At 54.6% G+C, this 24970-nt stretch carries 23 protein-coding genes; 18 read left to right on the top strand and 5 right to left on the bottom strand.

The window, feature by feature from the left end; translation table 11 throughout:
- The first annotated feature begins 81 nt into the window (after window positions 1–81).
- The 10 genes from RJP21_RS08165 (at window position 82) to RJP21_RS08120 (ending at window position 10048) form a co-directional block, all read left to right on the top strand.
- Window positions 82–1047: an AAA family ATPase gene (locus RJP21_RS08165; RefSeq protein WP_310858847.1), complete on the top strand. Its 966-nt coding sequence runs from the start codon at window positions 82–84 to the stop codon at window positions 1045–1047.
- Window positions 1048–2151: a DUF58 domain-containing protein gene (locus tag RJP21_RS08160; protein ID WP_310858846.1), complete on the top strand. Its 1104-nt coding sequence runs from the start codon at window positions 1048–1050 to the stop codon at window positions 2149–2151.
- On the top strand, window positions 2148–3443 hold the full coding sequence (locus tag RJP21_RS08155; RefSeq protein ID WP_310858845.1) for a hypothetical protein: 1296 nt from the start codon (window positions 2148–2150) through the stop codon (window positions 3441–3443). Before RJP21_RS08160 ends, RJP21_RS08155 begins: the two co-directional genes overlap by 4 nt.
- Window positions 3440–4402, top strand: a complete 963-nt coding sequence (locus RJP21_RS08150; RefSeq protein ID WP_310858844.1) for a helix-turn-helix transcriptional regulator — start codon at window positions 3440–3442, stop codon at window positions 4400–4402. Before RJP21_RS08155 ends, RJP21_RS08150 begins: the two co-directional genes overlap by 4 nt.
- Before the next feature lie 41 nt (window positions 4403–4443).
- Window positions 4444–4941, top strand: a complete 498-nt coding sequence (locus RJP21_RS08145) for a GyrI-like domain-containing protein (protein WP_310858843.1) — start codon at window positions 4444–4446, stop codon at window positions 4939–4941.
- Window positions 4942–5083: 142 nt separating this feature from the next.
- The gene (locus RJP21_RS08140) at window positions 5084–5491 is read left to right on the top strand and encodes a BlaI/MecI/CopY family transcriptional regulator (RefSeq protein ID WP_310858842.1); all 408 of its coding nucleotides are present in this window, start codon (window positions 5084–5086) and stop codon (window positions 5489–5491) included.
- A gap of 28 nt (window positions 5492–5519) precedes the next feature.
- Complete coding sequence (locus tag RJP21_RS08135; RefSeq protein WP_310858841.1) at window positions 5520–7766, top strand: M56 family metallopeptidase; 2247 nt, start codon at window positions 5520–5522, stop codon at window positions 7764–7766.
- 136 nt (window positions 7767–7902) lie between these two features.
- On the top strand, window positions 7903–8193 hold the full coding sequence (locus tag RJP21_RS08130) for an ArsR/SmtB family transcription factor (RefSeq protein ID WP_160042901.1): 291 nt from the start codon (window positions 7903–7905) through the stop codon (window positions 8191–8193).
- 173 nt (window positions 8194–8366) lie between these two features.
- A complete protein-coding gene (locus RJP21_RS08125; RefSeq protein WP_310858840.1) occupies window positions 8367–9374 on the top strand; it encodes an NADP-dependent oxidoreductase in 1008 nt (335 codons plus the stop codon).
- A gap of 266 nt (window positions 9375–9640) precedes the next feature.
- Window positions 9641–10048 (top strand): hypothetical protein, encoded by a 408-nt coding sequence (locus tag RJP21_RS08120; RefSeq protein WP_310858839.1) that lies wholly within the window; start codon window positions 9641–9643, stop codon window positions 10046–10048.
- Window positions 10049–10081: 33 nt separating this feature from the next.
- On the opposite strand, the gene yedF is transcribed toward RJP21_RS08120, so the two are convergent.
- Window positions 10082–10309 (bottom strand): sulfurtransferase-like selenium metabolism protein YedF, encoded by a 228-nt coding sequence (gene yedF, locus RJP21_RS08115; protein ID WP_160042899.1) that lies wholly within the window; start codon window positions 10307–10309, stop codon window positions 10082–10084.
- A complete protein-coding gene (gene yedE, locus RJP21_RS08110; RefSeq protein ID WP_397386199.1) occupies window positions 10299–11453 on the bottom strand; it encodes a selenium metabolism membrane protein YedE/FdhT in 1155 nt (384 codons plus the stop codon). Before yedE ends, yedF begins: the two co-directional genes overlap by 11 nt.
- 305 nt (window positions 11454–11758) lie before the next feature.
- Here yedE and RJP21_RS08105 point away from each other — a divergent pair, with 305 nt between their 5' ends.
- From RJP21_RS08105 to RJP21_RS08095, 3 genes are all read left to right on the top strand, one after another.
- A complete protein-coding gene (locus RJP21_RS08105; protein WP_160042897.1) occupies window positions 11759–12037 on the top strand; it encodes a hypothetical protein in 279 nt (92 codons plus the stop codon).
- A 229-nt stretch (window positions 12038–12266) separates the two neighbouring features.
- Window positions 12267–12968, top strand: coding sequence for an N-acetylmannosamine-6-phosphate 2-epimerase (locus RJP21_RS08100; RefSeq protein ID WP_310858837.1), 702 nt, complete (start codon window positions 12267–12269; stop codon window positions 12966–12968).
- A gap of 29 nt (window positions 12969–12997) precedes the next feature.
- Window positions 12998–13909: an ROK family protein gene (locus RJP21_RS08095; protein WP_310858836.1), complete on the top strand. Its 912-nt coding sequence runs from the start codon at window positions 12998–13000 to the stop codon at window positions 13907–13909.
- Between the two features lie 403 nt (window positions 13910–14312).
- On the opposite strand, the gene RJP21_RS08090 is transcribed toward RJP21_RS08095, so the two are convergent.
- Together RJP21_RS08090 and RJP21_RS08085 are read right to left on the bottom strand one after the other, a co-directional pair.
- The gene (locus RJP21_RS08090) at window positions 14313–14795 is read right to left on the bottom strand and encodes a GyrI-like domain-containing protein (protein WP_310858835.1); all 483 of its coding nucleotides are present in this window, start codon (window positions 14793–14795) and stop codon (window positions 14313–14315) included.
- A 250-nt stretch (window positions 14796–15045) separates the two neighbouring features.
- Window positions 15046–15933, bottom strand: coding sequence for a LysR family transcriptional regulator (locus RJP21_RS08085; RefSeq protein ID WP_310858834.1), 888 nt, complete (start codon window positions 15931–15933; stop codon window positions 15046–15048).
- 178 nt (window positions 15934–16111) lie between these two features.
- On the opposite strand from RJP21_RS08085, the gene thrC reads away from it, so the two are divergent.
- From thrC to RJP21_RS08060, 5 genes are all read left to right on the top strand, one after another.
- Complete coding sequence (gene thrC, locus RJP21_RS08080; protein ID WP_310858833.1) at window positions 16112–17350, top strand: threonine synthase; 1239 nt, start codon at window positions 16112–16114, stop codon at window positions 17348–17350.
- Window positions 17351–17436: 86 nt separating this feature from the next.
- On the top strand, window positions 17437–17631 hold the full coding sequence (locus tag RJP21_RS08075; RefSeq protein WP_310858832.1) for a hypothetical protein: 195 nt from the start codon (window positions 17437–17439) through the stop codon (window positions 17629–17631).
- 280 nt (window positions 17632–17911) lie between these two features.
- Window positions 17912–19363 (top strand): FAD-dependent oxidoreductase, encoded by a 1452-nt coding sequence (locus tag RJP21_RS08070; RefSeq protein ID WP_310858831.1) that lies wholly within the window; start codon window positions 17912–17914, stop codon window positions 19361–19363.
- A 499-nt stretch (window positions 19364–19862) separates the two neighbouring features.
- Entirely contained in the window at window positions 19863–20474 is a 612-nt protein-coding gene (locus RJP21_RS08065; protein WP_310858830.1) for a TetR/AcrR family transcriptional regulator, read from the top strand.
- Between the two features lie 134 nt (window positions 20475–20608).
- Window positions 20609–23734 carry an MMPL family transporter gene (locus RJP21_RS08060; RefSeq protein WP_310858829.1) on the top strand — a complete coding sequence of 1042 codons (3126 nt, stop codon included), beginning with the start codon at window positions 20609–20611 and terminating at the stop codon, window positions 23732–23734.
- Between the two features lie 101 nt (window positions 23735–23835).
- Here RJP21_RS08060 and RJP21_RS08055 read toward each other — a convergent pair whose 3' ends face one another.
- Window positions 23836–24960 carry an NADH:flavin oxidoreductase gene (locus tag RJP21_RS08055; protein ID WP_310858828.1) on the bottom strand — a complete coding sequence of 375 codons (1125 nt, stop codon included), beginning with the start codon at window positions 24958–24960 and terminating at the stop codon, window positions 23836–23838.
- Between the last annotated feature and the right edge of the window lie 10 nt (window positions 24961–24970).

The following is a 24970-nucleotide window of genomic DNA, read 5'->3' as shown; positions in this document are numbered from 1 at the left end:
TTAATGAGGCGGGTTTTGCCGCACTGTGGTTTGAATGAAGGCGTTCGGGACGGAGAAAGGGAAGGAAGGACGGGGAAACATATGGAGATCGTTCGCCAGCTTGGGCAAAAATTGAAGCAAAACATCGCAAACGTCATCGTAGGCAAGGAACGCGAGGTCGACCTGCTGCTGACGGCGCTGCTTGCCTCAGGGCATGTGCTGCTCGAAGACGTGCCGGGAACGGGTAAAACGCTGCTGGCCAAAAGCCTGGCCGCATCGCTCAGCCTCAGCTTCCAGCGGATTCAGTTTACGCCGGATCTGCTCCCTTCGGATTTGACGGGCATTCATTATTTCAATCAGAAGGACGGGGAGTTCCATTTTCGGCCGGGACCGCTGTTTTCCCGCATTGTGCTTGCCGACGAAATCAACCGGGCGACGCCGCGGACGCAGTCCAGCCTGCTGGAATGCATGGAGGAGCGGCAAATCAGCATCGAGGGGCGCACGATGCCGCTGGAAAGCCCGTTTATGGTGCTCGCCACGCAAAACCCGGTGGATAACCAAGGGACCTTTCCGCTACCGGAAGCCCAGATGGACCGTTTTCTGATCCGGATGAAGCTGGGATATCCTTCGGCTGCCGAAGGCGTGGAGATTTTACGGAGAACGGCGGCCGCGGGCAGCCTGAAGCCTGAAGAAACGACGCGGACGGCAACCGCGGAGGAAGTTCTGGAAGCGCAGCGGCTGTGCGGGCAGGTCCGGGTAGCGGACGATTTGATGGGTTATATCGTCGCTTTGGCCGAAGCGACCCGAAGCCATGACGAAACGGCGCTTGGCATCAGCCCACGCGGCACGCAGGCGCTGCTCCGCGCCGTTCAGGCCTATGCGGCCTTGCAGGGCAGGGATTACGTGCTGCCGGACGATATCAAGCAGCTTCTCCTCCCGGTATGGTCGCACCGGCTGGTGCTCAGAAAGCGGCACGAAGCGGGAAGTCAGGCCGAACGCATCCTGACAGGGATTTTGAACAGCATCCCGGTTCCGAGCGAAAAAGAACTTGAAAGCGGCGTGAAGTAAATGGCGGTGCTGTGGCTGTTTTTGGCCTGCGGGATCGTGATGGCGCTGCAGGGGCTGGTTCTCGGAAAATACGCGCTTGGCAAGCTGAACTATGACCGCCATTTCAGCACCCGGACCTGTTATGCGGGGGATTGGATCGAAATGGTGGAAGTCATCGAAAACAAACGCCGCGTGCCGATCCCGTGGCTTCGCCTGGAAGCGATGCTTCCCGCATCGCTGGGGTTCAAACGGAGCAAAGAGACCTGGGTCAGCGAAGGTGAGATCTACCAAAACCATACGAGCTTTTTTTCGCTGCCCGCCGGAACGAGGATTACGCGGACGCATCAGATCCAGTGCCGAAGCCGCGGTATATTCCGGATGGATACGGCAACGATGACCGGGAGCGATTTGTTTGCGATGTACACGCCTTCGCTGAAGGTAACCCTAAATAAACGTTTGGTGGTTTATCCGGCGCTGCGGAGGGACGACGAGCTGCCGTCATCCTGGAAAACGTGGCAGGGCGAATTGGCCGTCCGCCGGTGGATCGTCGAAGACCCGTTCCTGTATACGGGGGTCAGAAGTTATGCGCCCGGAGACGGGATGAACCGCATCCACTGGAAAGCCAGCGCCAGAAGCGGGGAGCTTCAGGTGCATCAGCATGGTTATTCGGCCGATCCAAAGGCGATGATCCTGCTCAACGTCGAAGTGTCGGAGCAGATGTGGAACGTGGTGACGAAACCCGAGGTCATCGAAGAGGCGTTGTCTTATGCGGCTACCTGCGCCGCCGCGCTCATTGGGCAGGGAATGGCAGCCGGGTTTGCGAGCAACGCCTATCTTTCGCCGCATGCCGATGCAGACCGGTCGTTTTTGACGCCGGATTACGGCCGTGCCCATCTGGAGGATGTATTTGAGGCGATGGCCGCCGTCGAGATGAAGGTCCAAAGGCCGTTTCATGAGCTGCTCAGGGGAGAAGCGGAGGCGGAGAGGGAGGAAACGATCGATTACTTTCTGGTCACGCCCCATATGTCCCCTGCAATTCGGGATGCGGTCCGGCTGTTGGAGCAGCGGGGCCACCGCGTATCGATCGCCGATCTGTACGAAGGAATCGAGGAGGCCGGGGCATGACGAAGCTGGGAAAAGACATGGTTATGCGACGCGTGCTGGCCCTGCTTGGGAACTCGCTCCTTGAGACGGCGGCCTGTTACCCCTTTGTACTGCTTTACATGGTATTTGCCATGGATCTCGTTCCCGGCTGGATGCCTCCGCTCATTTGGCTGCTGCATGCCTTGGGAACGCTGGCGGGCATCCGGCAGGCGGGAGGAAAAAAAGCGCTGCTGCCGGTCGCGGCGCTTATCGCCGCCGCCTTGATTCCGCTTGCGGCAGCCGGCCTTCGGGCCGGCGTTCTGGCGGCGCTCGTTTCGCTCATCGCCGTTTTTCGCGGACTCATCGTCGGCCGCAAGGAGCTGTGGCGGGAAATCGATCTGAAGCTTCCGCTGGCAGGGCTTGGGGCCGCTTTGATCGTGTATGGCGTCTCATCGAGGGTAGACGCTCTTGAGCCATACCGCATCGGGCTCTATTTCATGAGCTTGTTTACGCTGTTTACCGTTCTGTTGCGGTGGAACGGGGACCGCGTCCGCGATGCCTCGAATGCGCAGGAAACCGACCGTCAGCTTCTCCGCCGCATTTTGGCCCGAAACCGCCGGATGACATGGCTTACGATTGCCGTCATCGCGCTGCTCAGTTTATGGAACGGCCTCGGCCAGGGGCTGGCATATGTAAAGCATTGGCTGGCCGAATGGCTGCGCGGCCTGGGCGGCGGGGATCAGCCGCAGGCCGTGGAGGAACCGCCGGCTCAGCCGCAGCAGCCCGACATGGGGCTTCCGCCGGCGTCCCCTACCCCGCATTGGGTGCAGGTCGCAAGCCAAATCCTGTTTTACCTGCTGGCGGCCGTCGTAGCGCTTGTCCTGCTCGCCTTGCTGTACCGGCTGCTGCGGCGCTGGCTTCCCGAAAGCCTTCGCGCCTTGCTGGCCCGGCTGGCGCAGCGGCTGCGGTTGATGCGCGAGATCCGGCGGACAACGCTGGACGAAGGAGCTTACGTCGACGAAGTGGAGAAAATCGAACGCGTGCAGAAGCGTCCCGGCAGATGGCGGAGAAAGCGCGGGGACGCCCTGGACGGAGCCGGGGGCGGCGATCCGCGCAGGGCTTATGAAAGCCTGATTCGCCGCGCCGTCAAGCAGGGATACGGGTTTCGCGCGAGTCTTACTCCATCCGAGAATGGAACCCGGCTAACGTCCAAGGACGATTACACGGGGCTCGACCCGAAGGATGTCAACCGCATCGTTGACCGGTATAACGAAGTTAGGTATGGTTCTGAAGCGGAGACGAATCGCGGAGAAGGAGCAAGGAAACACCCATGAAAATAGACCGCTTATTAGCCATGACGGTGCTCCTGCTGAATCAGGGAAGGATCAGCGCCAAGGAACTGGCCGAACGGTTCGAGGTTTCGACCAAAACCATATACAGGGATATGGACGCCTTAAGCCGCGCGGGCATTCCGGTGACGGCTTATCCGGGGACTAGCGGCGGATTTGAATTGATGGAGCACTACACGATTTCAAGACAGTTTTTGACCCTTGAAGAAATCGCGTCTATTTTTACGGCTGTCAAAGGCGTCAAGGCGGCTCTCGACGACCGTACGCTGGACGGCCTGCTGGAAAAGGTGGGGGCGCTGCTTCACCGACCCCGTTTAGGGCAGGCGGCAGCTTTATCCGAGAATGTATTGTTCGATCTAAACCCGTGGGGCCAAGGAAAAGACGCCAGAAAGAAATTGGGCCTGCTTCGGCAAGCCATCAACCAGTCCCGGAGGGTTAGGCTGTGGTACATCAACATGAACGGAACGGACAGTAGGCGAGTGGTGGAACCGGGCAGGCTCATTTTAAAAGGGAATGTGTGGTATGTGCAGGCTTATTGCTTGCTTCGCGGAGAATTCAGGTTTTTTCGCCTTTCGCGCGTACAGGAGATCGACATGCTGGATGAAACATTCGAGCCCCGGGAGTTACCGCCGCAGGATCGCTACGATTGGAACCCGGAATGGTCGGGCGATGCGCCGGTCAGACACGTGACGCTTCGATTTTCGCCTTCGGCAAGGCATCGAATCGGCGATGCTTTCGATCGGTACCAAGTCCAAATCCTTGAGGATGGAAGCCTGCGCGTGCAAGGGGAGTTTCCGCTGGATGAATGGTTTTACGGCATGGTCCTCGGCTGCGGCGATCTAGTGGTCGTCGAAGAGCCGGCGCTTGCCGCCGAGGAAGTGATCCGTCGCGCGGAAAATATTTTGCGTCGCTACCGGAATGCGGACACGATGCTGTCCACTTAAGCCGGGTACAATGGTGCATCTGATCAAAAGGAGATGTAACCATGAATGAAACGATGACGCATATGCCCTCCACCGTGCTGACAGGCGTCTCCATTAGGACGTCCAACCTGCGGGAAAGCGGTCCGGAAGCGCAAATACCGCTCTTGTGGGAGAGATATTTCGCAGGCGGGCTTCAGCAGCAGCCGAGCCTTAAAAATCCGCATGTTCTTTACGCTTTATACACCGACTACGAAAGCGACGTGAACGGAGATTATACGCTGCTCCTCGGGCATGAGGTCGAGCCTCGTTTAGCTGGGGAAACCAGTCTGAATACGGCAGCGACCGCAACGACCCCGGATGCGGCATACATCAAATTTACGTCCAAACGGGGGCCGGTTCAGCGGGTGGTGCCTGAGCTGTGGCAGGACATTTGGGCTTATTTCCAAAACAGTGATGCGGAACGCGCTTATACGGGCGACTTCGAGCGGTATGATTTGCGCGGATTTGACCCGGCGGATGCCGTCGTGGACATTTTTGTTGCCGTCAAAGAAAAACACTGATCGGTTCTTGCGTGCAGGAAGTCTTTCGGGCTTTCCGGGCACGCTTTTTTATTGGTTTTAAAATTACAATTGTAATAGTTCGCCGAATCCATTATATTTACAAATGTAATAGTTAAGTCGAAGTGGGAAGGAGGAGATGAGAATGGAACAAATGCCGAAAATTTCGGAGTCCGAATGGGAGATCATGAAAATCGTCTGGAAGGAGCATCCGCTGACGGCGGAGCAAATCGTGCACATGCTGCCGAAAGGCATGGAATGGAGCGACCAGACCGTACGCACCTTCATCAACCGGTTGGTGAAAAAGAAAGCGCTCGGTTATGAAAAGTCGGGGCGGAGTTACCTGTATTTCCCGCGCATATCGGAAAAGGAATGCGTGAGGGAGGAAAGCCGGTCTTTTCTGAACCGCGTGTTTAACGGGGCGGCCGGGCTGATGATGACCAATTTTCTGGAGGAAACCCCGCTGTCCGATCAGGAGATCGAACGTTTGCAGCGGATTTTGACGGAAAAGCAGGGGAAAGGTTCGCAGGACGCATCACGGCCAAAACCGTGAAATTTGAAATTAAATGAGGTCATTCCAAATGAGTGTAGCCGAAACCCTCTTCGGATGGTTCGCCCTATCCACGTTGACGGCAAGTCTCGCCGCTGTGCTGGTCATGGCGGTCCAGCATGTCCTTCGCAGGCGTATTAGCGCCCGTCTAAGGTATGCGTTATGGCTGATCGTTCTGGCCAGGCTGATGCTGCCGGTAGTTCCGGAAAGCCCGGTCAGTTTGTTCAACATGATGCCCGAAGCCGCAGACATAAAAAAGGCTGTTTCCGGGCTTTTGTTTTCGCAGGACGAACCTGCTACCGAAGCCGAAAACAGCAAACAAAATACATTGATCCAACCACATTATACAACGAAAGAACATGACGGGAACATCCCGCAAACCTTCTTGCCGCAAGACTCTCCAAAGAGAGCGGCGGCCGCCGACACCGAATCGCATCCCGCGGTGCGCGTATTGTCCGTCGTTTGGCTGGCGGGTACGGCAATTTTTTTGACTTATCATTTCGTTTATCTGCTGCGAATGAAAAGAAAGCATAAAAACATCAGCCCTGTCAGCGAACCGGTCGTTCTGAACGTGGTCGAGGAATGCCGCGGTTTATTTTCGATCAAGCGGGAGGTTTCCGTTTATTCGGGACGATGGGTTCGCAGTCCCTACATCACGGGAATCCGGCGTCCTGCCGTTTACCTGCCCGAAGGGTTCGGTCATGAACGGGAGGATGCCGCCCGCCTGAAGCATGTCATCGCGCATGAGCTGGCCCATTACAAAAGAAAAGATATGGCCTGGAACATGCTGGGCAGCCTGGTCCTTGCCGTTCATTGGATGAACCCGTTTGCGTGGCTGATCATACGCAGAATGAAGGCCGACCGCGAGCTGGCATGCGATGCCTGCGTCCTCGAGGCGCTGGGCGAAACGGAGGCTGTGGCCTACGGCATGACGATCATCAGTTTTTTGAAACGTTACTCTTTACGGGAAAGCCAACCTCAGCTGCTGTATTTTAAGGGCTTGACCGGGGAAAAAGACATTGTGAGGAGGATACGGATGATTCAATCTTATAAAAAGGGTTCCTATAAATTTTCCATGCTGGCGATCCTCCTTATGCTGCTGATCGGCACCTTAACGCTGACAAACGGAAAGGTAACGGAAGCGGACGGTGCCGAGTGGGTTCATGCCGAAAGGGGCGGGAATGAGGTGCTGTTTCCGGAAAACTTTCGCGAATATGATAACCTGGAGAAAGCGGCGCGTATGGCGCCTTTCCCGTTTAAGGTGCCCGCGAAGCTCCCGGAAGGCTATCATTTTGACGCCGTGACGTTTGATTTAAAACCTCACACGTCGTCTGCCGACTCCGAAATCCGGTTTGACTTCTTAAAATCGAACGAGACGACGACTTTTGGACATATTAGCTTGAACATGACACGCGGCTCCGGTTTGCAGGAAGCCTATGAAAGGATTGCCGAATCCGAAAAAGGCAACTACGATGAAAAGGCCGGTCTCGTCGTCGAAAAAGAGCCGATTGCGCTCCCGGGCGTAAACGGGCTCAAAATTACCCTCCGCATGACCGGATGGAAAGGGCAGCCGGAGCAGTATTACTACGTCTGGAAGGATCAAGGCGTCACGTATCAAATGAAGTGCTTAGACCGGCTGCCGAGCAGCGATTTAGAGACGATGATTTCGTCGATGAAATCCCCGGATGCGGAGCTGAACCATCGGTATGAAAACAATGACTATCACGGGAAAACCATCAACTATCTGTTTGATACCGATGATATTAGGCGGGCGCAAAAACTGATCGGTTACGACGCCGCTTTTCCGCGCCGGCTGCCCGGAGGTTTCATCGCAACCGGATCGTATGTTTCAAGAAAAGTAAACTTCAACTATCCGGAAAACCAAGCGGATTCCATGCGAAAGCTGCTTGCAGTGACCTACAACCGGAAGGACCAGGACAAAACGAATAAAGAGAAAAAGACTTCGGGCATTAAAAGCGTCAAATTCACGCAAATGCTTGACGGACAGATGTATGGGGATATGAAAAAAGGCAATACGGTCTCCTTCGAGCGAATCGACGGCGAACGTCACCAGGTTAAACTGCAGCCGATCCTCGTTGGCGGCAGGGAAGTTCTACGGTCGGACAAATACAAAGTTGACGGTCCGTTAAGCAGCCCGAACGAAACCGATCTGGTCAGCTATTTCTGGCTGGACGAGGGCGTATGCTACCAGGCTCAGTTCACGGGCCAGGGCCCGGAGGAGCAGAAGATCGTTCAATATTTGATGGAGCGGAAATAAAGCGGGTCGCAAGCGCCGATTCCTAATCGATGAAAAATTTAGCGGCGGCGCTTGCCGATCATTCTATTTCCAGGCACCCATAAAAAGGAAGCCGTGGCGGTTTGACTTCCTCCAAAGCGAGTACTAGTATAGTTGTATGACAATTAAACTATCAAAAGAAGACGAGAAGCGGGCCAAAATTTTTAAGGCGCTGTCGGAAGTAAAACGGATTGAAATGATTCGTTACTTGCATGCGCACCGCAGCAACAACACCTGCGGGACGATCGGGGAAGCGATGGGAATGGACAAGTCCAACGTATCGTACCATCTCAAAATTTTGTACGAAGCCGACCTGATCGTAGTGAGCCGGGCGGGCCAAAATCGGCTCAGCCAGCTGAAAGAAGAGACGTTTAACGAATTTTTGCCGGGTTTCCTGGACACCTTATGATGGACGGGAAACCCTTATTTCCGGCAGATAGTTTTAAAGTTTTAAAACTATCCAACCAAAGATGGTCCGTCTGCGATAATTTTGTGCGTAACCTGCGGATGTTTTCTTTTGAATGAAGGATCTTATACCATCCTTGAACCACAAAATAAGAATATAGGAGATGTTTCTGCTTCATGAGTCAGCTAATGAATAAATCCATCGTTTTTGTATCCCGTCCGGTCGGTTTGCCTTCCATGGACAATTTCGAATTCCGAGAAGCGCCTGTTTCGGATCCTGCCGAGGGACAAGTTGTCGTGCGCTCTATCTACCTGTCCGTCGATCCTTACATGCGCGGCCGGATGAGCGATGCCAAATCTTATGTCGAGCCGTATCGTCTGAATGAAGTGATTAGCGGAGGCATCGTCGGGGAAATCGTCGAGTCCAAATCCGATCAGTTCAAGCCGGGAGACAAAGTGATCGGCATGCTGGGTTGGCAGCTGTACAACGTGGTGGACGCGAAGCTTGTCCGCAAGGTCGACGAATCCATCGCGCCGTTGTCCGCTTACTTGAGCGTGCTTGGCCTGACGGGGCTCACCGCATACTTCGGACTGCTCGACATCGGCCAGCCGAAGGCGGGAGAAACCGTCGTCGTCTCCGGCGCCGCCGGCGCCGTCGGCATGCTTGTCGGCCAAATTGCGAAAATCAAAGGCGCGCGCGCCGTCGGCATCGCCGGAACGGACGAAAAATGCGCTTATCTCGTGAACGAGCTGGGTTTTGACGCTGCGGTCAACTACAAAACGGCGGATTTGGACAAAGCGCTGGCGGAAGCCTGCCCGAACGGCGTCGACGTCTACTTCGACAACGTCGGCGGCCCGGTATCGGACGCGGTCATGAACCTGCTGAACGACTATGCGCGGATTCCGCTTTGCGGCGCCATCTCCTCCTACAACACCACGGATGCGGATGTAGGTCCTCGCATTCAAACGAAAATCATCAAAACGCGCTCGCTGATGAAAGGTTTTGTCCTTGGGGACTATGCTTCCCGGCAGCAGGAAGGAATGGTGGAGCTCGGCAAATGGCTGTCCGAAGGCAAGCTGAAATATGAGGAAACGATCATCGAAGGGTTCGATCATGTCATTGACGCTTTCCTGAAGCTGTTTGAGGGCGCGAACCTCGGCAAAATGCTTGTTAAAGTAGGGTAAGCTGGTCACCATCAGCCGCGGAATAACGTGTCGCAGATCAGCGGCTTACCTGATTTTATGCTATAAAACGAAGCCCGCTTCCGCTATCGGATGCGGGTTTTTTGCTTTTATGAAAAGGGGCCTCCCTGTTTTATGATCCAATTACCGTTCGGGTTGGGGGCTTTTTTTCGCGATCGACTTGTGCAGGCATGCCAAATAGAGTTATAGTGAAGACCTGTTCCCGTTTTGGGGCAGGCTGAAATTATAAGGTAAGGATGTTTCTGACGATGACTGCACAATTTAAAGGCAACAAGATGAATATCGCGGTGTTCGGGCTGCTGCTGGTTGCGGCATTGATCCGGCTCCTGCTGCAGTGGACCTCCGACTATACGCGGATGCAAGGCGCATGGAATATCGTCTTGGTGGCAGCTCTCGTGCTGCTGTCCTTCCGGTTCGTGTACGTTTATGTCCGTTTTATCCGCATTCAGGACGGCAGGGTCAAAATCGTGAATATTCAGGGTACGAGAACGTTTGAGGCCAAAGACGTGGAAAAGGTGCTGATTTACGACCATTGGATCCGTTTTACGATGAAGGCGGACCGTGACGTGTTTATTCATTTGAAGGATCTGGATGTGCCCGCCCGGGTTTCGTTTGTGGCATGGGTGGCGGAACATCTCCATATTGAAAAGGATTAGGGCGATTGAGACGCACCTAATCCTTTTTTTGGCTTACGCCCGGATATAAAACAGCAGCTCGCGGCCGTTTTTGACCGGCTCCTGTTCCAGCGTGTAACCGTGTTTGACGACTTCCTCCGGCACGTTGCGGAAAGCCGCCGGGCAATCGGCGATCACTTGGAGCAGCTCCCCTTTTTTCATACCCTGCAGCGTTTCCAGAGTGTAAATGACGGGATAAGGACAAGATTCCCCGCGAAGATCAAGCGTGTAATCAATGGACATGGTGCGTTTCCCCTTTCTTGAAGCCGACGCCGAAGCGGTAATTTTTTTGCCAAAAAACGGCCGTAGCGAACCCTGCAGCCAGCAGAACAAGCGTAACGACGAGCGCCCAAGCGGGCCCCATCACCGTGATAAGATTGACGGGTTTGCCCATAGCGACAAGCGCCTTCTGGATGCCGAGATGATCCCATCCATACGCAAGCACGGTAGCCCCGGCAATGTTGCCGATGAACACCGGCAGGAAAACGACCTGCCCTTCCATCAATCGATACATCATCCCGGTTTCGCAGCCGCCGGCCATGACGATGCCGATCCCGAACAAGAGGCCGCCGATCAGCGTGCTTGGGGCAGCTATTTTGGTGATGGGGTCCATCCCCCCCGCAACGATAATGATCAAGGTGACGACCGAGCTGACCGCCATGCCAAGCGTAATCGCTTTGGTCATCGTGGCGCGCCCGCTGATCCACAAATCGCGAAAGGCCGACGTGAAGCAAATTTGCCCCCGCTCGATCAATATGCCGAACCCTGCGCCGAACAAGGCGGCGGTGCCAAGCATCGTTTTGCCAGTCGCGTAAAGGTATACGACCAGTCCGGCATAGGCCAGCGCGAGGACGCCGCCGATGTAGGGCTGGATTTTTTTGCGTTCCTTCATCATCCGCGCCGTGTTTCCTTTTTGCAGGACCGGTTTTCCTTTCCACCAGGAGGTGCCGACGATTTTGGCTCCAGCGAAGGTGCCGACGGCTGTCGCCACGATAAACAACCAGGCATGAAGCGAAAACTGCGGCACGCCGGTAAAAAACGCCGCCAGATTGCAGCCGAGCGCCAACCGTGCGCCGAAGCCGGCCACGAATCCGCCGACCAACCCTTGCAGCAGCCGGCGTTTTTGCCGGGGCATCCGGATTTTGAAATTGTTGCTGAGGAGCACCATCAGCAGCGCGCCGACGAACATGCCCCAGACGATCCAGCCGTCGGTCCGGGTGAATGTCGTCCCTTGCATGTGAATCAAGTTAAAATAAGCCCAACCCGAAATGTCTACGCCGAACCATTCGAGGATATGTCCCCCGAGACGCGTAAATTCGCCGGTCACGGCCCAAACGGTGCCCGTGATCCCAAAGTACAGCGCGCTCAGCACGCCGGCGACGGCCATGACCAGGTAAGGGCTCCAGTATGTATTGAACACCTTTTTGAACACGAGTTCATTCCTGCCTTCCTTGTACCTAATTTCTCTTTCCATTTTACATGATTTTTGCGGCGGGTGCGTAAAATTCCGCCTACACCGTATAACAGATGCATAAGAATGGGAATAGCTCTCTATAAGACATATGAACATTATGAATCCTTAAATCGTTAATTCATTGTAAATTTTGTAAAATTGCTGCATGAAAAAATGGAACCGGGCGCTTTTTATGTTACAATGGTCCCTAGGACATGAAATAAGGAGATGAAAAAGCCATGAGCGGCACAATCAACGAGCAGGAGCTTGTGCAGTACATAGCGGCTGAGACGGGCGCTGAGCCCGAAAGCATCAGGGTTGTCCTGAAGCATGAACAAACGTATATCAATACGGCGGAAGCAAATGAACATGGCGAAGTGGAAATCGACAGCGATGATTTGGTCGACTACGTCATGAGCCGTAAAGACGTGAAACTGGATGAAGTGACCGTCGAAGCCGTGCTTGATGCCGAGATGGATTATCTGATGGATAAAGGAATTGCCGTGGACGAAGATTAATCGCGGCATTAAATGGAAACATGCAGCCCATAGGTCCCTTTTTTTCGGGAGTTGTGGGCTTTTCTTTTTGAAAATTTGAGACGGGCTGCCTGTTTATACATAAGGGAAATAATCTCCTTTTGGCAAATAAATAATGGAGAAAATATCTAAACGCTGCTATAATGGATCCATCCGCAATGGGAAAAAGTTCCGATTAACGTGCAGGTAGAATGTTATGGGAGATGAATCCATGGGTGACGTGTTTTTTGAAAGCATTCGCTGCGGTTTGATCGTTTCCTGCCAGGCGCTGGAGGATGAGCCGCTTCACGGGAGCGACACGATGGCCAAAATGGCTCTGGCGGCCGATCAGGGAGGGGCGGTTTGCATCCGCGCCAACAGCGTTCAGGATATCGCCGCGATCAAGAAAGCGACGAAGCTGCCGATCATCGGCATCATTAAACGGGATTACGAGGACAGCGAGATCTATATTACGCCGACCCTTCGCGAGGTGCGTGAGCTGATGGAAGCCGGCGTAGACGTCATTGCCCTCGATGCGACGAGCCGTCAAAGACCGGGCGGGGAAACGCTCGAAGAGCTGGTCGCCTTCATGAAGGGGCATGGTCAGAAAGTGATGGCCGACATTTCGACAATTGAGGAAGCGCTTTATGCCGAATCGATCGGCGTTAGCTGCATTTCAACCACGCTTTCCGGTTATACGCCTTATTCTCCGCAGCAAATAGATCCGGATTTCAACCTGCTGCAGGAGGCTGTGCGCCGTATCCGCATTCCGGTGATCGCGGAAGGAAGGATCAACACGCCGGAGCAGGCGGCCAACAGCTTGAAGCTTGGGGCGCACGCGGTAGTCGTCGGGTCGGCGATTACAAGGCCGAAGCTGATCACGGAAAGGTTTGCGGGCGCGATTCGCGGCGTAAGGAAGGGACAAGTGCACTAGCGGCCGACCAAAACGCGAAAGGATGGGGAATGATGAAGGTCATCGGCATCGATATTGGCGGAACCTCCATAAAAGGGATGGTTTTGGACGGCTCGGGCCGGCTGCTTCACCATGGGAAAATCAAAACCGATGCCCGGGAAGGCAAAGAGCGGATTTTGGCCAATGTGTTGTCCCTTCTTGATACGCTGCTGGAACATCATGCCGACGTTCAAGGGATTGGAGTTGGTACGGCAGGCCGGGTGGACGTGCGGTCGGGGGAGGTCGTGTATGCGACCGACAACTTGCCGGGCTGGCAGGGAACGAACGTGAAGGCGGTTTTGGAGCAAGCCCGCGGCCTGCCCGTGTTCGTGGACAACGATGTCAATGCGGCGCTTGCCGGGGAAGCCTGGCTTGGAGCGGGCCGGGACCTGGACGACGTGTCCATGCTGACGCTTGGGACGGGGGTCGGCGGGGCCAATATGATCGAAGGCAAGCTGTTCCGGGGAGCCCACTGGAATGGAGGCGAGTTTGGGCATACCATTTTGGTGCCGGGCGGACTTCCATGCAATTGCGGTCTTCGCGGCTGCATGGAGCAATATTTGTCGGGAACGGCTTTGGTCCGGGCGGCGAGCGAGGCGGCGGGCCGTTCGTATGCATCCGGTATGGAAGTTTTGGATGACTACGTGAAAGGCGTGCCCCAAACGGCCGACGTAATGAAACGGTTTGCGGAGCATTTGGCGATTGCGGTCAACCATCTCCATTTGGGCCTGAATCCGCAGGCTATCATTTTGGGCGGAGGGCTGATCGATTCGCAGCGGATCTGGTGGCCTTTATTGACGGAATCGATGGCGAATCTGAAGCTGAACGCGGATGTGCGTCCCGCGCTGCTGGGCAATAAGGCGGGCGCGATCGGAGCGGCAGGGCTCGTGTTGCAGCATCTGCAGGCGGAGGAGGCACGCTGATCATTTCCTATGAAAACATGCATACTTGGCAATCATACGTATGAGGACGAAAGGGCCCATATAATTGCAAATCGCATCGCCTTGATGGAACTTCATAACGCTTTGCAGGTCGGGGAAAATGCCGCGACGCTGAGTTAGGTCTAAATAATGAGGATATTGCAAAAAATCCAAAGAAGCGACTTTCAATCAGCATATATAGAGCGAAGCGGCTTAATTCGTCTGTATATTATACTCGGGAGCGGCCGGAATCGAAATTTGCAAAATCCTGTAGCGCAATTCAACAAGCCCCGGAGTTTCGCTCCGAGGCTTGTTTTAAATATTGTCACATGCAACCTTGCTGAATTTCTGGAATACGCGCTTTTCCATCTCCCGAAAGGTTTCATGGAATGCGGCCTGTCCTCCATTAAGGCTTTTTCACCACCGGAATCCACACCTCGCACCGGTATTCCGGGCTTGTCGTATCCCCGGGAGGATATACCTCCATCTCCGGGCCGGCGGCATGCTCATACCCGCTGGACGGAAACCAATCGCTGTAAATTTGCTGCCACACCTGCTGGATGGCGCCAGGCATCGGACCTGTGGACGTAAAGACGGCCCAGTTCAACGCCGGGATCTCACGAGAGGCGAGTCCTTCAGTTCCTTCTGCACCCGCAGCGGCTTCTACCCCAATCATGTAGTTGAATCGGCCTTCCCCCGTAAAATCCATGCAGATGCCGTACATCTCCCCTCCCTCATTCAAAGCCTCCAGCTTCATGGCGGTTCCATCCTGCGCGCATTCCTGCCAAAATGCCGGGATCTCCCTCAAATTGCTGCCGTCCTGCGTAGACACCTCGCGAATTTTGCCTGTCACGGTAAATGCTCCTTTTTCAACGATCCGATAATCCATGCCTCATCCTCCATCCCTTGAACGAATTTGGTTTTTCAACAACCGGTTCTTGCGATCCGGGATCTTATCATTCTTACATTCGCTTTGATGACCCTTCGTTCCTTCTTCCGGCAAACCGCGCAAAAACGGTCATTTTGACGGATTTTGACGAGCGTTGTTCTAATTTGTACGACGCTTTTTTTGAACTGTGAAATCATGAAAAACGGCAGCACGAAAAGGGCAGGCATCGCCCGGGTATCGGATGGACGATCTATGCTTTGGCGCATCGGGCGAGCGTTTCGAAAAAACGCCGGGCGGCAGGGGAGAGCGGCTCTTTTCGGGTATACGCCGAGATCGGATTGCTCAGCTCCGCGTCCTGCACATGTACGACAGCCAAACGTCCCTCCGTTATAAAGGTTTCGGTTTCGAGCGAGGAAAGAAGGGCTGCGCCGTAACCCTCGATCACCACCCGAAGGGTTTCATGCAGCCCGTTTACCTGTAAACCGGCGGCCGGGGCGGGCAGGCGCCGGACTTTGCACAAGGCCAGGAGCTGCTCCCGGGAGAAGCTCCCCTCTTCCCGGTAAATAAAGGGTACTTCGAGCATCTCGGCCAGCGAAACGTTCTTGCCGGCGAGGGGATGGCTCGGATGCACGACGAAACACATACGGTCCTCCAGCAGCGCCGTCTTGTCCAGCAGCGGATGTTCCTCGCGAATGCCGCCGACGATCGCGATGTCGGCTTTGTAATGGAGGAGCAACTCAAGCGCCTGGGCGGAGTTGGTCGTCGTCCATTCCAGCACCACGCCGGGATGCCGTTTTTTATACTCCGCAACAAGCCTTGGCAGCAAAAAGTTGGCGGGCAAATACGTCGCCGAAATATGCAGTCTGCCTTCCTTGCCCTCTTTGATTCCTTCCAACCGTTCCTCGATCGATCGTTCCAGGTCAAACAGCCTTTTCGCTTCGGCGGCCAGCATTCTCCCGGCATCGGTCAAGGCCACGCCGCGGCCCTGGGAAATCCAAAGCCGGATGCCAAGCTCTTGCTCCAGCCTCTTGATCTGTGCCGTTACCGCCGGTTGGCTGACTCTAAGCATCTCGGAAGCGAGCGTTACGCTGCCGGTTTCCGCCACTTTGCTAAAAAACCTCAGGGCATGTAAGTTCATCGGGTTTTCCGTCCTTTCTTGCAGCTTCGATGGCCAACTCATAACAAAATTTTATGAAAACAGAAATATAATATATTAGATTTATAGGATGTTTCTGCTTATTCTAATCCTGACAAGTAGCTTGGGGCAAGGGCTATATCCGATGCTCAAGTTCAAAATGGAGAGGATGAACCGGCGGATGAAACTGGAGTGCTTAAACTGCGGCCAAACATGGAATTGGCAGCAATTCATCTTAAAATGCCCATGCGGCGGCAGGCTGGAGATCAAACGGGATGTGGCCGGGCTTGACGGGGAGAGGCTGAAGGAGATTTTTCGGGAACGGTTAAGGGAACGGATGTCGGTATACGCAAGCGGTGTATGGCGGTATAAGGAATTAATCTTTCCGGAGCTTCCCAAGGACAGAATCGTGACGAAATACGAGGGGAATACCGGCCTTTACGCATCGGAACCAATCCGGAAAAACATAGGGATTCGCGGGCTGCACTTCAAAGCCCAAAGCGAAAACCCCAGTGGTTCTTTTAAAGACAACGGAATGACCGTAGCGGTTTCCCATGGCCGGCATCTCGGTTATACGCGTTTTGCCTGCTCATCGACCGGGAACACGTCCGCGTCGCTGGCCATGTATGCTGCCATGGGGGAAAGCTCTTCGTTCGTATTCGTGCCGGAAAGCGGCATTTCCGAAAATAAAGTGATGCAAACTTTGGCGTACGGGGCGAAGGTGATCCGTTTTGACGGCACATATGATGACGGCATCGTTTTTTTGGAGCAGTATGCAAAGGATTTGGGGCTTTATGTCTGCAACTCCATCAATCCGTTTCGGATCGCGGGCCAGAAAAGCATCATCTATGAAGCGGCCCAATATTTGAATTGGGAGCTGCCGGACTGGATTATTGTACCCGGCGGCGCGCTCAGCAACGTCACTGCAATCGGCAAAGGGCTTGAGGATTTATGGACGCTCGGGATGATCCCGAAGTGCCCGCGGATCGCGCTGGTTCAGGCCGAAGGGGCAAGCCCTTTTCATAAAATGATGGCGGCGGGGGCGGAGAAGCTGCGCCCCGAACCGGAACCGCAGACGGTCGCTTCCGCGCTGAACATCGGGAACCCGCCAAGCTGGAAGGCTGCGCGCCGCGTATTGGAATTTTGCCGGGGCGTCACCTGCAGCGTGACGGATGAGGAGATTTTGCTATCGAAGCAAATCATCGATCGAAGCGGGATCGGCTGCGAGCCGGCGTCGGCCGCTTCCTTGGCCGGCCTCCGCAAGCTTTTGGCCGAGAAAGTCATCGATAAAGACGAGACGGCGCTTTGCATATTGACAGGAAACCTGCTCAAAGATACGGACGTGCTGTCCAAGATGGCGAATCCTGGCCGGGCGGCGTGTTCCTCGCTGACGGTGGAAGAGATCGAAACATTATTGTGACCCCGATATGAAACCGCTTATAACCAAATTAATTTTAGGATTTTTCAAAAAAAAGTAAATAGATTGAAAGAAAAACACGCGCCACCGTGCTGTCCATGGTCAGCCAATCCGACGCGCTCGGCCAAACCGCAGGCGGACCCGTGGTCGGTTGGATCGGCAGCAGGGCGTCCGTTCGGGCATCGATTTTGACTGCGGGAGTGTTGCTGCTCCCGGTATTGGGCGTCTTCGGGCGCATTGCGCGGCAAAAGAAAGGCGATCCACAAAAAGAAACGCCAAGCTGATGTTTTCATATTTTTTACATTCACGTAACTTTTTACGAATGAAAGCCGTCCTGTTAACAGGATGGCTTTTTTAGATCGAAAAATGGAAGGTAAACCCTAAAATTAGCATATACTTTTTAACAATCATCCCGATGATTGTAAGCGGAGTGTTAAATATTGTATATTGGGAACGGAGGCGATTTGAAGAAAAAGTAATAAATAGAAATAAACGCTTGAACATTATGATTTTTCAAACCTGCTCTCATTCTCATTCTATCAAGAAGCGAGCTGATTATAGCCTGTGCATCGGTCAAAAAGAACTTGGCAGCTTATGCTCCTGGCCATGATATTCCTGCTTATCCTTACCTTTTTCCTTCCTCGCGGATTGACGAAGATCAGTCAGCCCGATTCGTGCGGGGAAGGCTGCAGCCGTTATGACATCGTGGTCATCGGCAGCGAGATTCAGGGAGTTCTTCTGGCCAGGGAAGCCCAAAATCTCGGACGAAGCGTCCTGATCCTCGACCCCCGGGAGAAACCCGGCGGGGAGCTGATCCAGGGCCAAATGCTTTTTCTCGACGAACCCATGGATCAAAAACGGCGAAGCCTGGTTCAAGGCGAGATCAAAAACCTGTTTGACGGCTACAACAAGGGCCGAATCCGCGATTTGCACGAATTCCAGGCTTATTACGATAAGCTGATCCAAGACGTCACGCTGAAAAGCGGCATTACGATCAGCGGCGTGGAAGAAGCGGCGGCAGGCAAAAGCCATATTTTAAAATCGCTTGTCTATAAGGACCGGAACCATCAAATGTACAAAGTGGAAGCCGGATATTGGGTGGAAAACACCGATTTTAACGCGCTCACCGCCAAGCTGAAACATAAGAAACGGATTCCGGGCATGGAATCGATCGAAAAAAGCAACAGCCCCGACTACATGGGTGCGACTTACATGCTGAATTTGAAAAACGTGGACTGGAAAGAGCTGAATAAAGACGTGCTGAAGCATTACCCGTTGTCCAACGTTCAGAAGGTATACGGCCCCAACACCTATGCGGATTGGAATTTCGCGGTGGGATTCAGCAACGTCATGGCCAAATACACACCGTCCGAGAAGCTCGTCCGACTCCGCGGCTTGAACATGGCGAACCAGGGAGACGGGAAGGTGATCATCAACGGGTTGATCATGTACAACGTCGATCCGTCCAGCGATGCCTCCGTCAAGGAGGCGCTGCGGAAGGGCGAAGCGGAAGCGCCGCGTATCCTCGGTTATTTGCGGACCCACCTGCCGGGTTTCGAAAAGGCGGAATTAAACGGATTTCCGAGCTACCTGTATATCCGCGACTTCAACCGGTTCGAAACGGAATACGTGCTGAAATACGAGGATGTGATGGGCGGCAAAATGTTCTGGGATAACGTCAGCATCGGCGCTTATCCGGTCGATCTGCAGGGCACGGTCCATATTCCGCACGGGATCGGGCTCGGCGTGCCGGGTCCTTACGGGATTCCGCTGCGCTCCTTCGAGCTGAAGGAATATGACAACGTGCTTGTCGTCGGAAAAAACATCGGGGCCGACATCAAAGCCTACGGCTCGTCCCGGATCATGGCGAACAACGCGCTGGCGGCGCAGACGATCGGCATTATCCTCGGGTACGAATCGGACCGGAAGCAGCTGAAGGAGCTGACGCCGGAAGACTTCAAGCGGATATACCGCTATCTAAAAAGAAGATATCACATCGATGTTGAAGATGTTTAAATGCCAGCATTCAAAACCGGCCATACCGTGAAGGTATCGGCCGGTTTTTGGATCTTTCGGAATGACGGAAATACCGGATGGACGGCATCGAACGGATATGAAGAAGAGAGATGATTGGGACGGATACAACAACGGGAGAACCTAAAAATCAACAGGAAGCGACGTTTTTCACGCCGTATATTTGAATAGTTATGACCTGGAAAAAGGAAATGATGTTTAAATATCTAACTTTAGTTCGTTTTTTTCAGAGCTTTTTCTTGCTAATCTGATGGTGAGAAAGCAAACAAGCTTAATTCGCCTCCTATGCGCCCCGTCTTTCTCCCCGATCGTTCCCCATGAACGTATTCCTCCCCCGACAGAGGGTTAAACCAGGCGGCTGCCAGGCTTAGCCCTTCTTCGTATGCCGCTTTTGATTTACGGTTTGGGCCGCGAGTTGCCAACCGGCATTGGACGCTTTATAATAAAATTCATCAAAATAATAGTAAACAGGTGTTTATTTATGCAAACGCTGAAAGAAGACGTCCGTCTCAACATTTTGCGGGCCGCCCTGACCGAGTTCAAATCCCATGATTACGCCGATGCTTCCATGCGCCGGATCTCGGCGGCGGCGGGCATCACGACGGGCAACATTTACCGGTATTTCAAAAACAAAGAGGAATTGTTCGAAGCGCTCGTCAAACCCGTTTACGAAAAGCTCCTTGAATACCTGCTTGACCTGAAAAAGGAGCTGGACCGCAGCTACGTTAACGGAAACGACGGATTCAAGTATTTTGGCATGATCGAGGATACGGTCGTTGGCCTTTTTGACGCGTACAGCGCGGAGCTGACGATCCTGATGAACCGCAGCACAGGCTCAAAGTACGCTGGGGTGAAGGCCGACATGGTCAAGCTGATCGCCACGATTTTGGAGGATGCGTTTGCCTCAGGCCGCGAACATGTCGATAAGCTCACGCCGGAGCAGCGCCAAAGCGCGCGGATGCTTGCGGGCACCGTTGTCGAAGGCGTCTGCCTGATTTTGCGCGAGCACGAGGACGGGGAGACGGTCAAGCGGCTCGTCAACGAGTTCATTTGCCTATACCATACGGGCTTGATGTGCGGGCGTCCGGAATAAAGAGGCGCCCCGCCCGGGCTCGGCACGAATAATTTTTTTGACGTCTTTATATGATGCATAGGAAGCTCTATTTTTTTGTTTGAAAAATGAACACCTGTTTACTAACACTTCAGCCGAGGAGGAAATTCAAGAGCATGCGGCAAATCATCAAATGGCGCTGGGCGATCCTGGTGCTTTGGCTTGTGGCTACCGTACTGCTGACCGTGTTTCAGCCGGACGTAAACGCCATTTTGCATGAGCGGGGGCAGGACCCTCTGACAGAAGACAGTCCGTCGAAGGTCGCAGGGAAGCTGCTGAACAAAATGACGGGCACCACCGGGACCAGCGACATCATCGTATTTCATCGGGAAAGCAAGCTGACGGACCAAGACATGAAACAGATCGAGGCGGGGATCAACAACATGATCCGGCACCAATCGGAGCTTGGCTTCAGCCAGCTGATCGATCCGGTGACGACGCCCGACGCCAAATCATCCCTCGTATCCGCGGACAACACCACGCTGATGGTCAGCTTCAGCCTGGATAAAATGGGACGCAACGTGGATGAAATCGATACACAGTTCAAAGACGTCCTGAAGGACGTCAACGTGCCGTATTATTTGAGCGGCGAGGATTTCATCCAAAACGACTATATTAAAGCGACAACCGCGGGCGTGGAAAAAAGCGCCGCCCTTACGGTCATTTTCATTCTCGTCGTGCTGGTCGTGATGTTCCGTTCGATCCTGACCCCGTTCGTCTCGCTGCTGACGGTCGGCATCACGTATTTGTGCTCCATGGGAATTGCGGCGCAGATCATCGACAAGCTTAATTTTCCCATCACAAGCGTGACGCAGATGCTGCTCGTGCTCATTTTGTTCGGGATCGGCACGGATTACAATATCCTGCTGTTCAACCGTTTCAAAGAGGAGTTGTCGCATGGGCGCACCGTCGACGAGGCGATCATCGCATCGTACAAAACGGCCGGCAAAACGATCATTTACAGCATCGCCACCGTCTTTATCGCCTTTGCGGGATTGAGCTTTTCCAGCTTCGGCATCTACAAATCGGCCAATGTGGTCGCCATCGGCACCGTCGTGCTTGTGCTGCAGATTCTGACGCTGACGCCGTTTATGCTGAAGGTGTTTGGTCCCAAGCTGTTTTGGCCTTCGAAAAAGGCGGCGGGGCATAAAGAGAGCCGGTTCTGGGCGAAGCTTACGTCCGTATCGGTCAAATATCCGGTTATCGTAACGGTGATCATCGTCGTTTTGATGATTCCGGCCCTGCTCACGAGCGGGCAAAAGCTCTCCTTCGACCAGCTCAAGGAGCTTGGCGACGGTTATCCGTCCACCAAAGGCTTCAGCATCGTGGCCGAACACTTCAGCCGCGGGCAGGCGCTGCCTACAAGCGTCGTGATCGAAGCCGACAAGGCCATGGACAATAACGACGCGTTAGGCGTCATCGACAAGCTGACCGATAAGCTGAAAGCCATCGACGGGGTAAAACAGGTGGCGAGCGTGACGCAGCCGCAGTCGAAGCCGATCGACGAGTTTTATATCAGCAACCAGTCGGAAACGGTAACGGACGGCATTTCGGCCTCCAAAAAAGGCGTGGACCAAATCAAAAGCGGCCTGGACCAGATCGCAGGCAAACTGACGACGCCGGATACGTCGAGCGCCAATCAGCTCGTGGACGGCACGGGACAGGTCAAAGACGGCTACGATCAAATTACGGCCGCCCTCGGCCAGGTTGCCGCGGGCATCGGCAAGGGTGCCGGCGGCGCGGGCGAGCTGAGCAAAGGAATCGCCGGTTTAAAAGGCGGATTGGATACGGTCGGCGCGAATACCGGCAAAATCAGCGCGGGCCTGTCGGAAATCGCCAAAGGTTACGCGGGCCTTGAGGCTGGCTATAAGCAGATTGGCGGACAAATTCCGCAAATCGAGCAAGGGTTGACGGGCATGAACGCTTTGATCGACGGCTTGGGCGCAAAACACGGCGAGCTGGCTGACGATCCGGATTATGCGAAGCTGAAGGCGACGGGTGCGACGCTGGCCTCTTCCTTGGCCCAGTTGAACGGAGGGCTGCAGCAGCTGGAAGCCAATTTCACGAAATTGAATGCTTCCCTCGGCGAGGCCTCGGGCGGACTCGGTCAAATCCAGGCTGCTCAGAAGCAGATGTCCGCAGGGCTTGCGGCTTTGCAAAAAGGCGCGGATGAGCTGCAAAAAGGGCTTCAGCAGGGCAGCAGCGGCTCCCGGGAAATCGAAGCGAACATGAAAAAGCTGAACCTGGCGCTCGCGGAGGTGCAAAGCGGCCAAAAACGGCTGATCGACGGGCTGTCCGGCCTCACAGGCGGCATGTCGCAGCTGAAGGACGGCATCGGCAAAAGCGGAAACGGGCTCGGGGACATTTCCGAGGGGCTGGGCAAAACCGGCGATTTCCTGACCCAGCTCAGCGGTTCGAAGACCTTCTTTATCCCGCGCGAAGCGCTGGAAAGCGAGGACTTCAAGAAGGCCGAGGACAGCTTTATGTCCAAGGACCGGAAAATCACGAAGCTGCTCGTCATTTTGGACAATGATCCTTATTCTCCGGCGGCGCTGAAAACGATCGAAAAAATCAACGATACGGTCGACAGCAGCCTGAAAGGAACCGTGCTGGGCAACGCCACGTACGGCGCGGCCGGGCCAAGCTCGACGACGTACGATATGAACAAGGAGCAGCTGAATTCCTTTAACAGCACCGCCGTGATCGTGATCGTGAGCGTGTTTGTCGTTCTCTTGTTTGTCATCCGTTCTTTCTGGCCGTCGGTATTCATCGTGGCGTCGCTTGTCGCTTCTTATTATGTGGCGATGAGCGCATCCAATCTGGTGACGACCTATATCATCAAAGCCGACGGGGTTTCCTCCTTCGTGCCGTTTTTCTCCTTTATCGTGATCGTGGCGGTAGGGGTCGACTACAGCATCTTCCTGATGGAACGGTACCGGGAGCATGGCGACATGGCCCCTGGCGAAGCGATCGTCAAAGCGGCGAAAAGCGTCGGCGGCGTCATCATTTCCGCCATGGTGATTTTGGGCGGAACGTTCGCCACCTTGATTCCGTCCGGTTTGGTCCTCTTGATCGAATTGGCATCGGCGGTCATCGTGGGATTGGTCGTGCTGTGCTTCATTCTGCTGCCGATGCTCGTTCCGGCGATGATCACACTGCCGGAGCAGCTGCAAAAGCGGAGCAGCAACAAGCTGCACGTCGCCCATGTAAGCGGCAAGGATACCGGAGGCAAACCTATGTAAGGAAGGCAAAAAGCAAAAGAACCGGAAGGAGCCTTGGCTCTTTCCGGTTCTTAATCTATGTCAAGGTTTAAGGTGATGCCTCAGAGGGGGAGCGGGCTGCCTTAAACCAGTGTTTTTAAGGCTTCCGGCGTAAACGCCTTAAGCTCGTCGAAACGTCCTTCGCGGACTTTGGCAGCCCATTCGGGATCGGCCAGAAGCGCCCGTCCGACGGCTACAAGGTCGAATTCCTGGTCCTCCAGTCGTTTCAGCAGTTCGTCGATGTCCTTTTGGCCGGCGCCTTTGCCTTCGGTGAAAAGGCTGGTGAACGCTTCGTCCAGGCCGACGGAACCGACGGTAATTACCGTTTTGCCGGTCAGTTTTTTGGCCCATCCGGCGAAGTTGAGGTCAGAGCCTGCAAATTCCGGTTCCCAAAAACGTCGCGTCGAGCAGTGGAAAATATCGACGCCGGCTTCGGACAAGGCGGTCAGCAGCTGTCCCAGTTTCTCCGGCGTGTCCGCCAGCTTTGCGTCGTAATGGGTCGTCTTCCATTGGGAGAGGCGGATGGCGATCGGGAAGTCCGGTCCCACCGCGGCGCGAACGGCTGCCACGACTTCGATGGCAAAGCGGGCGCGCTTCATCATGTCGCCGCTGTACTCGTCGGTACGCCGATTGGTTCTTTCCCACAGGAACTGGTCGATCAGGTATCCGTGGGCGCCGTGGATTTCCACGCCGTCAAAGCCGATTCGTTTCGCGTTGGCAGCCGCATCGGCGTAAGCCTGGATGACGCGCTTGATTTCCGCTTGCGTCATCGGCTCGGTCACGGGGTTGCCGTTCAAGTCGAGTCCGGATGGACCGATCGGCAGCGCCTCGGGGTTTGGCTGGGCGCCAACGGGGCGCGTCATGCCGATGTGCCAGATTTGCGGCATAATTTTGCCGCCGGCTTCATGGACCTGTCTGACAACTTCAGCCCAGCCGTTCAGTGCCGCTTCGCCGTGGAAGTTCGGCACGTTCGGGTCGTCGGTAGCTGCCGGGTGGTCGATGAGCGTGCCTTCGGTAATGATGAGGCCGACGCCATTTTCGGCACGGCGGCGGTAATAAGCGGCCACATCCGGACCGGGCACGCCGTTCGGCGAGAAGCTGCGGGTCATCGGCGCCATTACGACACGCGTCGGAATCGTCAGGCCGCCCAACGTGTAGGGCTCAAATAGAGATGCGGTAGAACGGACGTTTTGCTGCTGATTGCTCATGTATGGTATC

Source organism: Paenibacillus sp. VCA1 (assembly GCF_031583795.1).
GTDB classification, from domain to species: Bacteria; Bacillota; Bacilli; order Paenibacillales; family Paenibacillaceae; genus Paenibacillus_AQ; species Paenibacillus_AQ albilobatus.
This window is presented reverse-complemented; position numbering and strand designations above follow the sequence as displayed.

Bases quoted from the DNA above. Each gene is read 5' to 3' on its own strand.
- RJP21_RS08165 (WP_310858847.1), top strand. From the start codon at position 82: ATGGAGATCGTTCGCCAGCTTGGGCAAAAATTGAAGCAAAACATCGCA.
- RJP21_RS08160 (WP_310858846.1), top strand. From the start codon at position 1,048: ATGGCGGTGCTGTGGCTGTTTTTGGCCTGCGGGATCGTGATGGCGCTG.
- RJP21_RS08155 (WP_310858845.1), top strand. From the start codon at position 2,148: ATGACGAAGCTGGGAAAAGACATGGTTATGCGACGCGTGCTGGCCCTG.
- RJP21_RS08150 (WP_310858844.1), top strand. From the start codon at position 3,440: ATGAAAATAGACCGCTTATTAGCCATGACGGTGCTCCTGCTGAATCAG.
- RJP21_RS08145 (WP_310858843.1), top strand. From the start codon at position 4,444: ATGAATGAAACGATGACGCATATGCCCTCCACCGTGCTGACAGGCGTC.
- RJP21_RS08140 (WP_310858842.1), top strand. From the start codon at position 5,084: ATGGAACAAATGCCGAAAATTTCGGAGTCCGAATGGGAGATCATGAAA.
- RJP21_RS08135 (WP_310858841.1), top strand. From the start codon at position 5,520: ATGAGTGTAGCCGAAACCCTCTTCGGATGGTTCGCCCTATCCACGTTG.
- RJP21_RS08130 (WP_160042901.1), top strand. From the start codon at position 7,903: ATGACAATTAAACTATCAAAAGAAGACGAGAAGCGGGCCAAAATTTTT.
- RJP21_RS08125 (WP_310858840.1), top strand. From the start codon at position 8,367: ATGAGTCAGCTAATGAATAAATCCATCGTTTTTGTATCCCGTCCGGTC.
- RJP21_RS08120 (WP_310858839.1), top strand. From the start codon at position 9,641: ATGACTGCACAATTTAAAGGCAACAAGATGAATATCGCGGTGTTCGGG.
- yedF (WP_160042899.1), bottom strand. From the start codon at position 10,309: ATGTCCATTGATTACACGCTTGATCTTCGCGGGGAATCTTGTCCTTAT.
- yedE (WP_397386199.1), bottom strand. From the start codon at position 11,453: ATGGCCGTCGCCGGCGTGCTGAGCGCGCTGTACTTTGGGATCACGGGC.
- RJP21_RS08105 (WP_160042897.1), top strand. From the start codon at position 11,759: ATGAGCGGCACAATCAACGAGCAGGAGCTTGTGCAGTACATAGCGGCT.
- RJP21_RS08100 (WP_310858837.1), top strand. From the start codon at position 12,267: ATGGGTGACGTGTTTTTTGAAAGCATTCGCTGCGGTTTGATCGTTTCC.
- RJP21_RS08095 (WP_310858836.1), top strand. From the start codon at position 12,998: ATGATGAAGGTCATCGGCATCGATATTGGCGGAACCTCCATAAAAGGG.
- RJP21_RS08090 (WP_310858835.1), bottom strand. From the start codon at position 14,795: ATGGATTATCGGATCGTTGAAAAAGGAGCATTTACCGTGACAGGCAAA.
- RJP21_RS08085 (WP_310858834.1), bottom strand. From the start codon at position 15,933: ATGAACTTACATGCCCTGAGGTTTTTTAGCAAAGTGGCGGAAACCGGC.
- thrC (WP_310858833.1), top strand. From the start codon at position 16,112: ATGAAACTGGAGTGCTTAAACTGCGGCCAAACATGGAATTGGCAGCAA.
- RJP21_RS08065 (WP_310858830.1), top strand. From the start codon at position 19,863: ATGCAAACGCTGAAAGAAGACGTCCGTCTCAACATTTTGCGGGCCGCC.
- RJP21_RS08060 (WP_310858829.1), top strand. From the start codon at position 20,609: ATGCGGCAAATCATCAAATGGCGCTGGGCGATCCTGGTGCTTTGGCTT.
- RJP21_RS08055 (WP_310858828.1), bottom strand. From the start codon at position 24,960: ATGAGCAATCAGCAGCAAAACGTCCGTTCTACCGCATCTCTATTTGAG.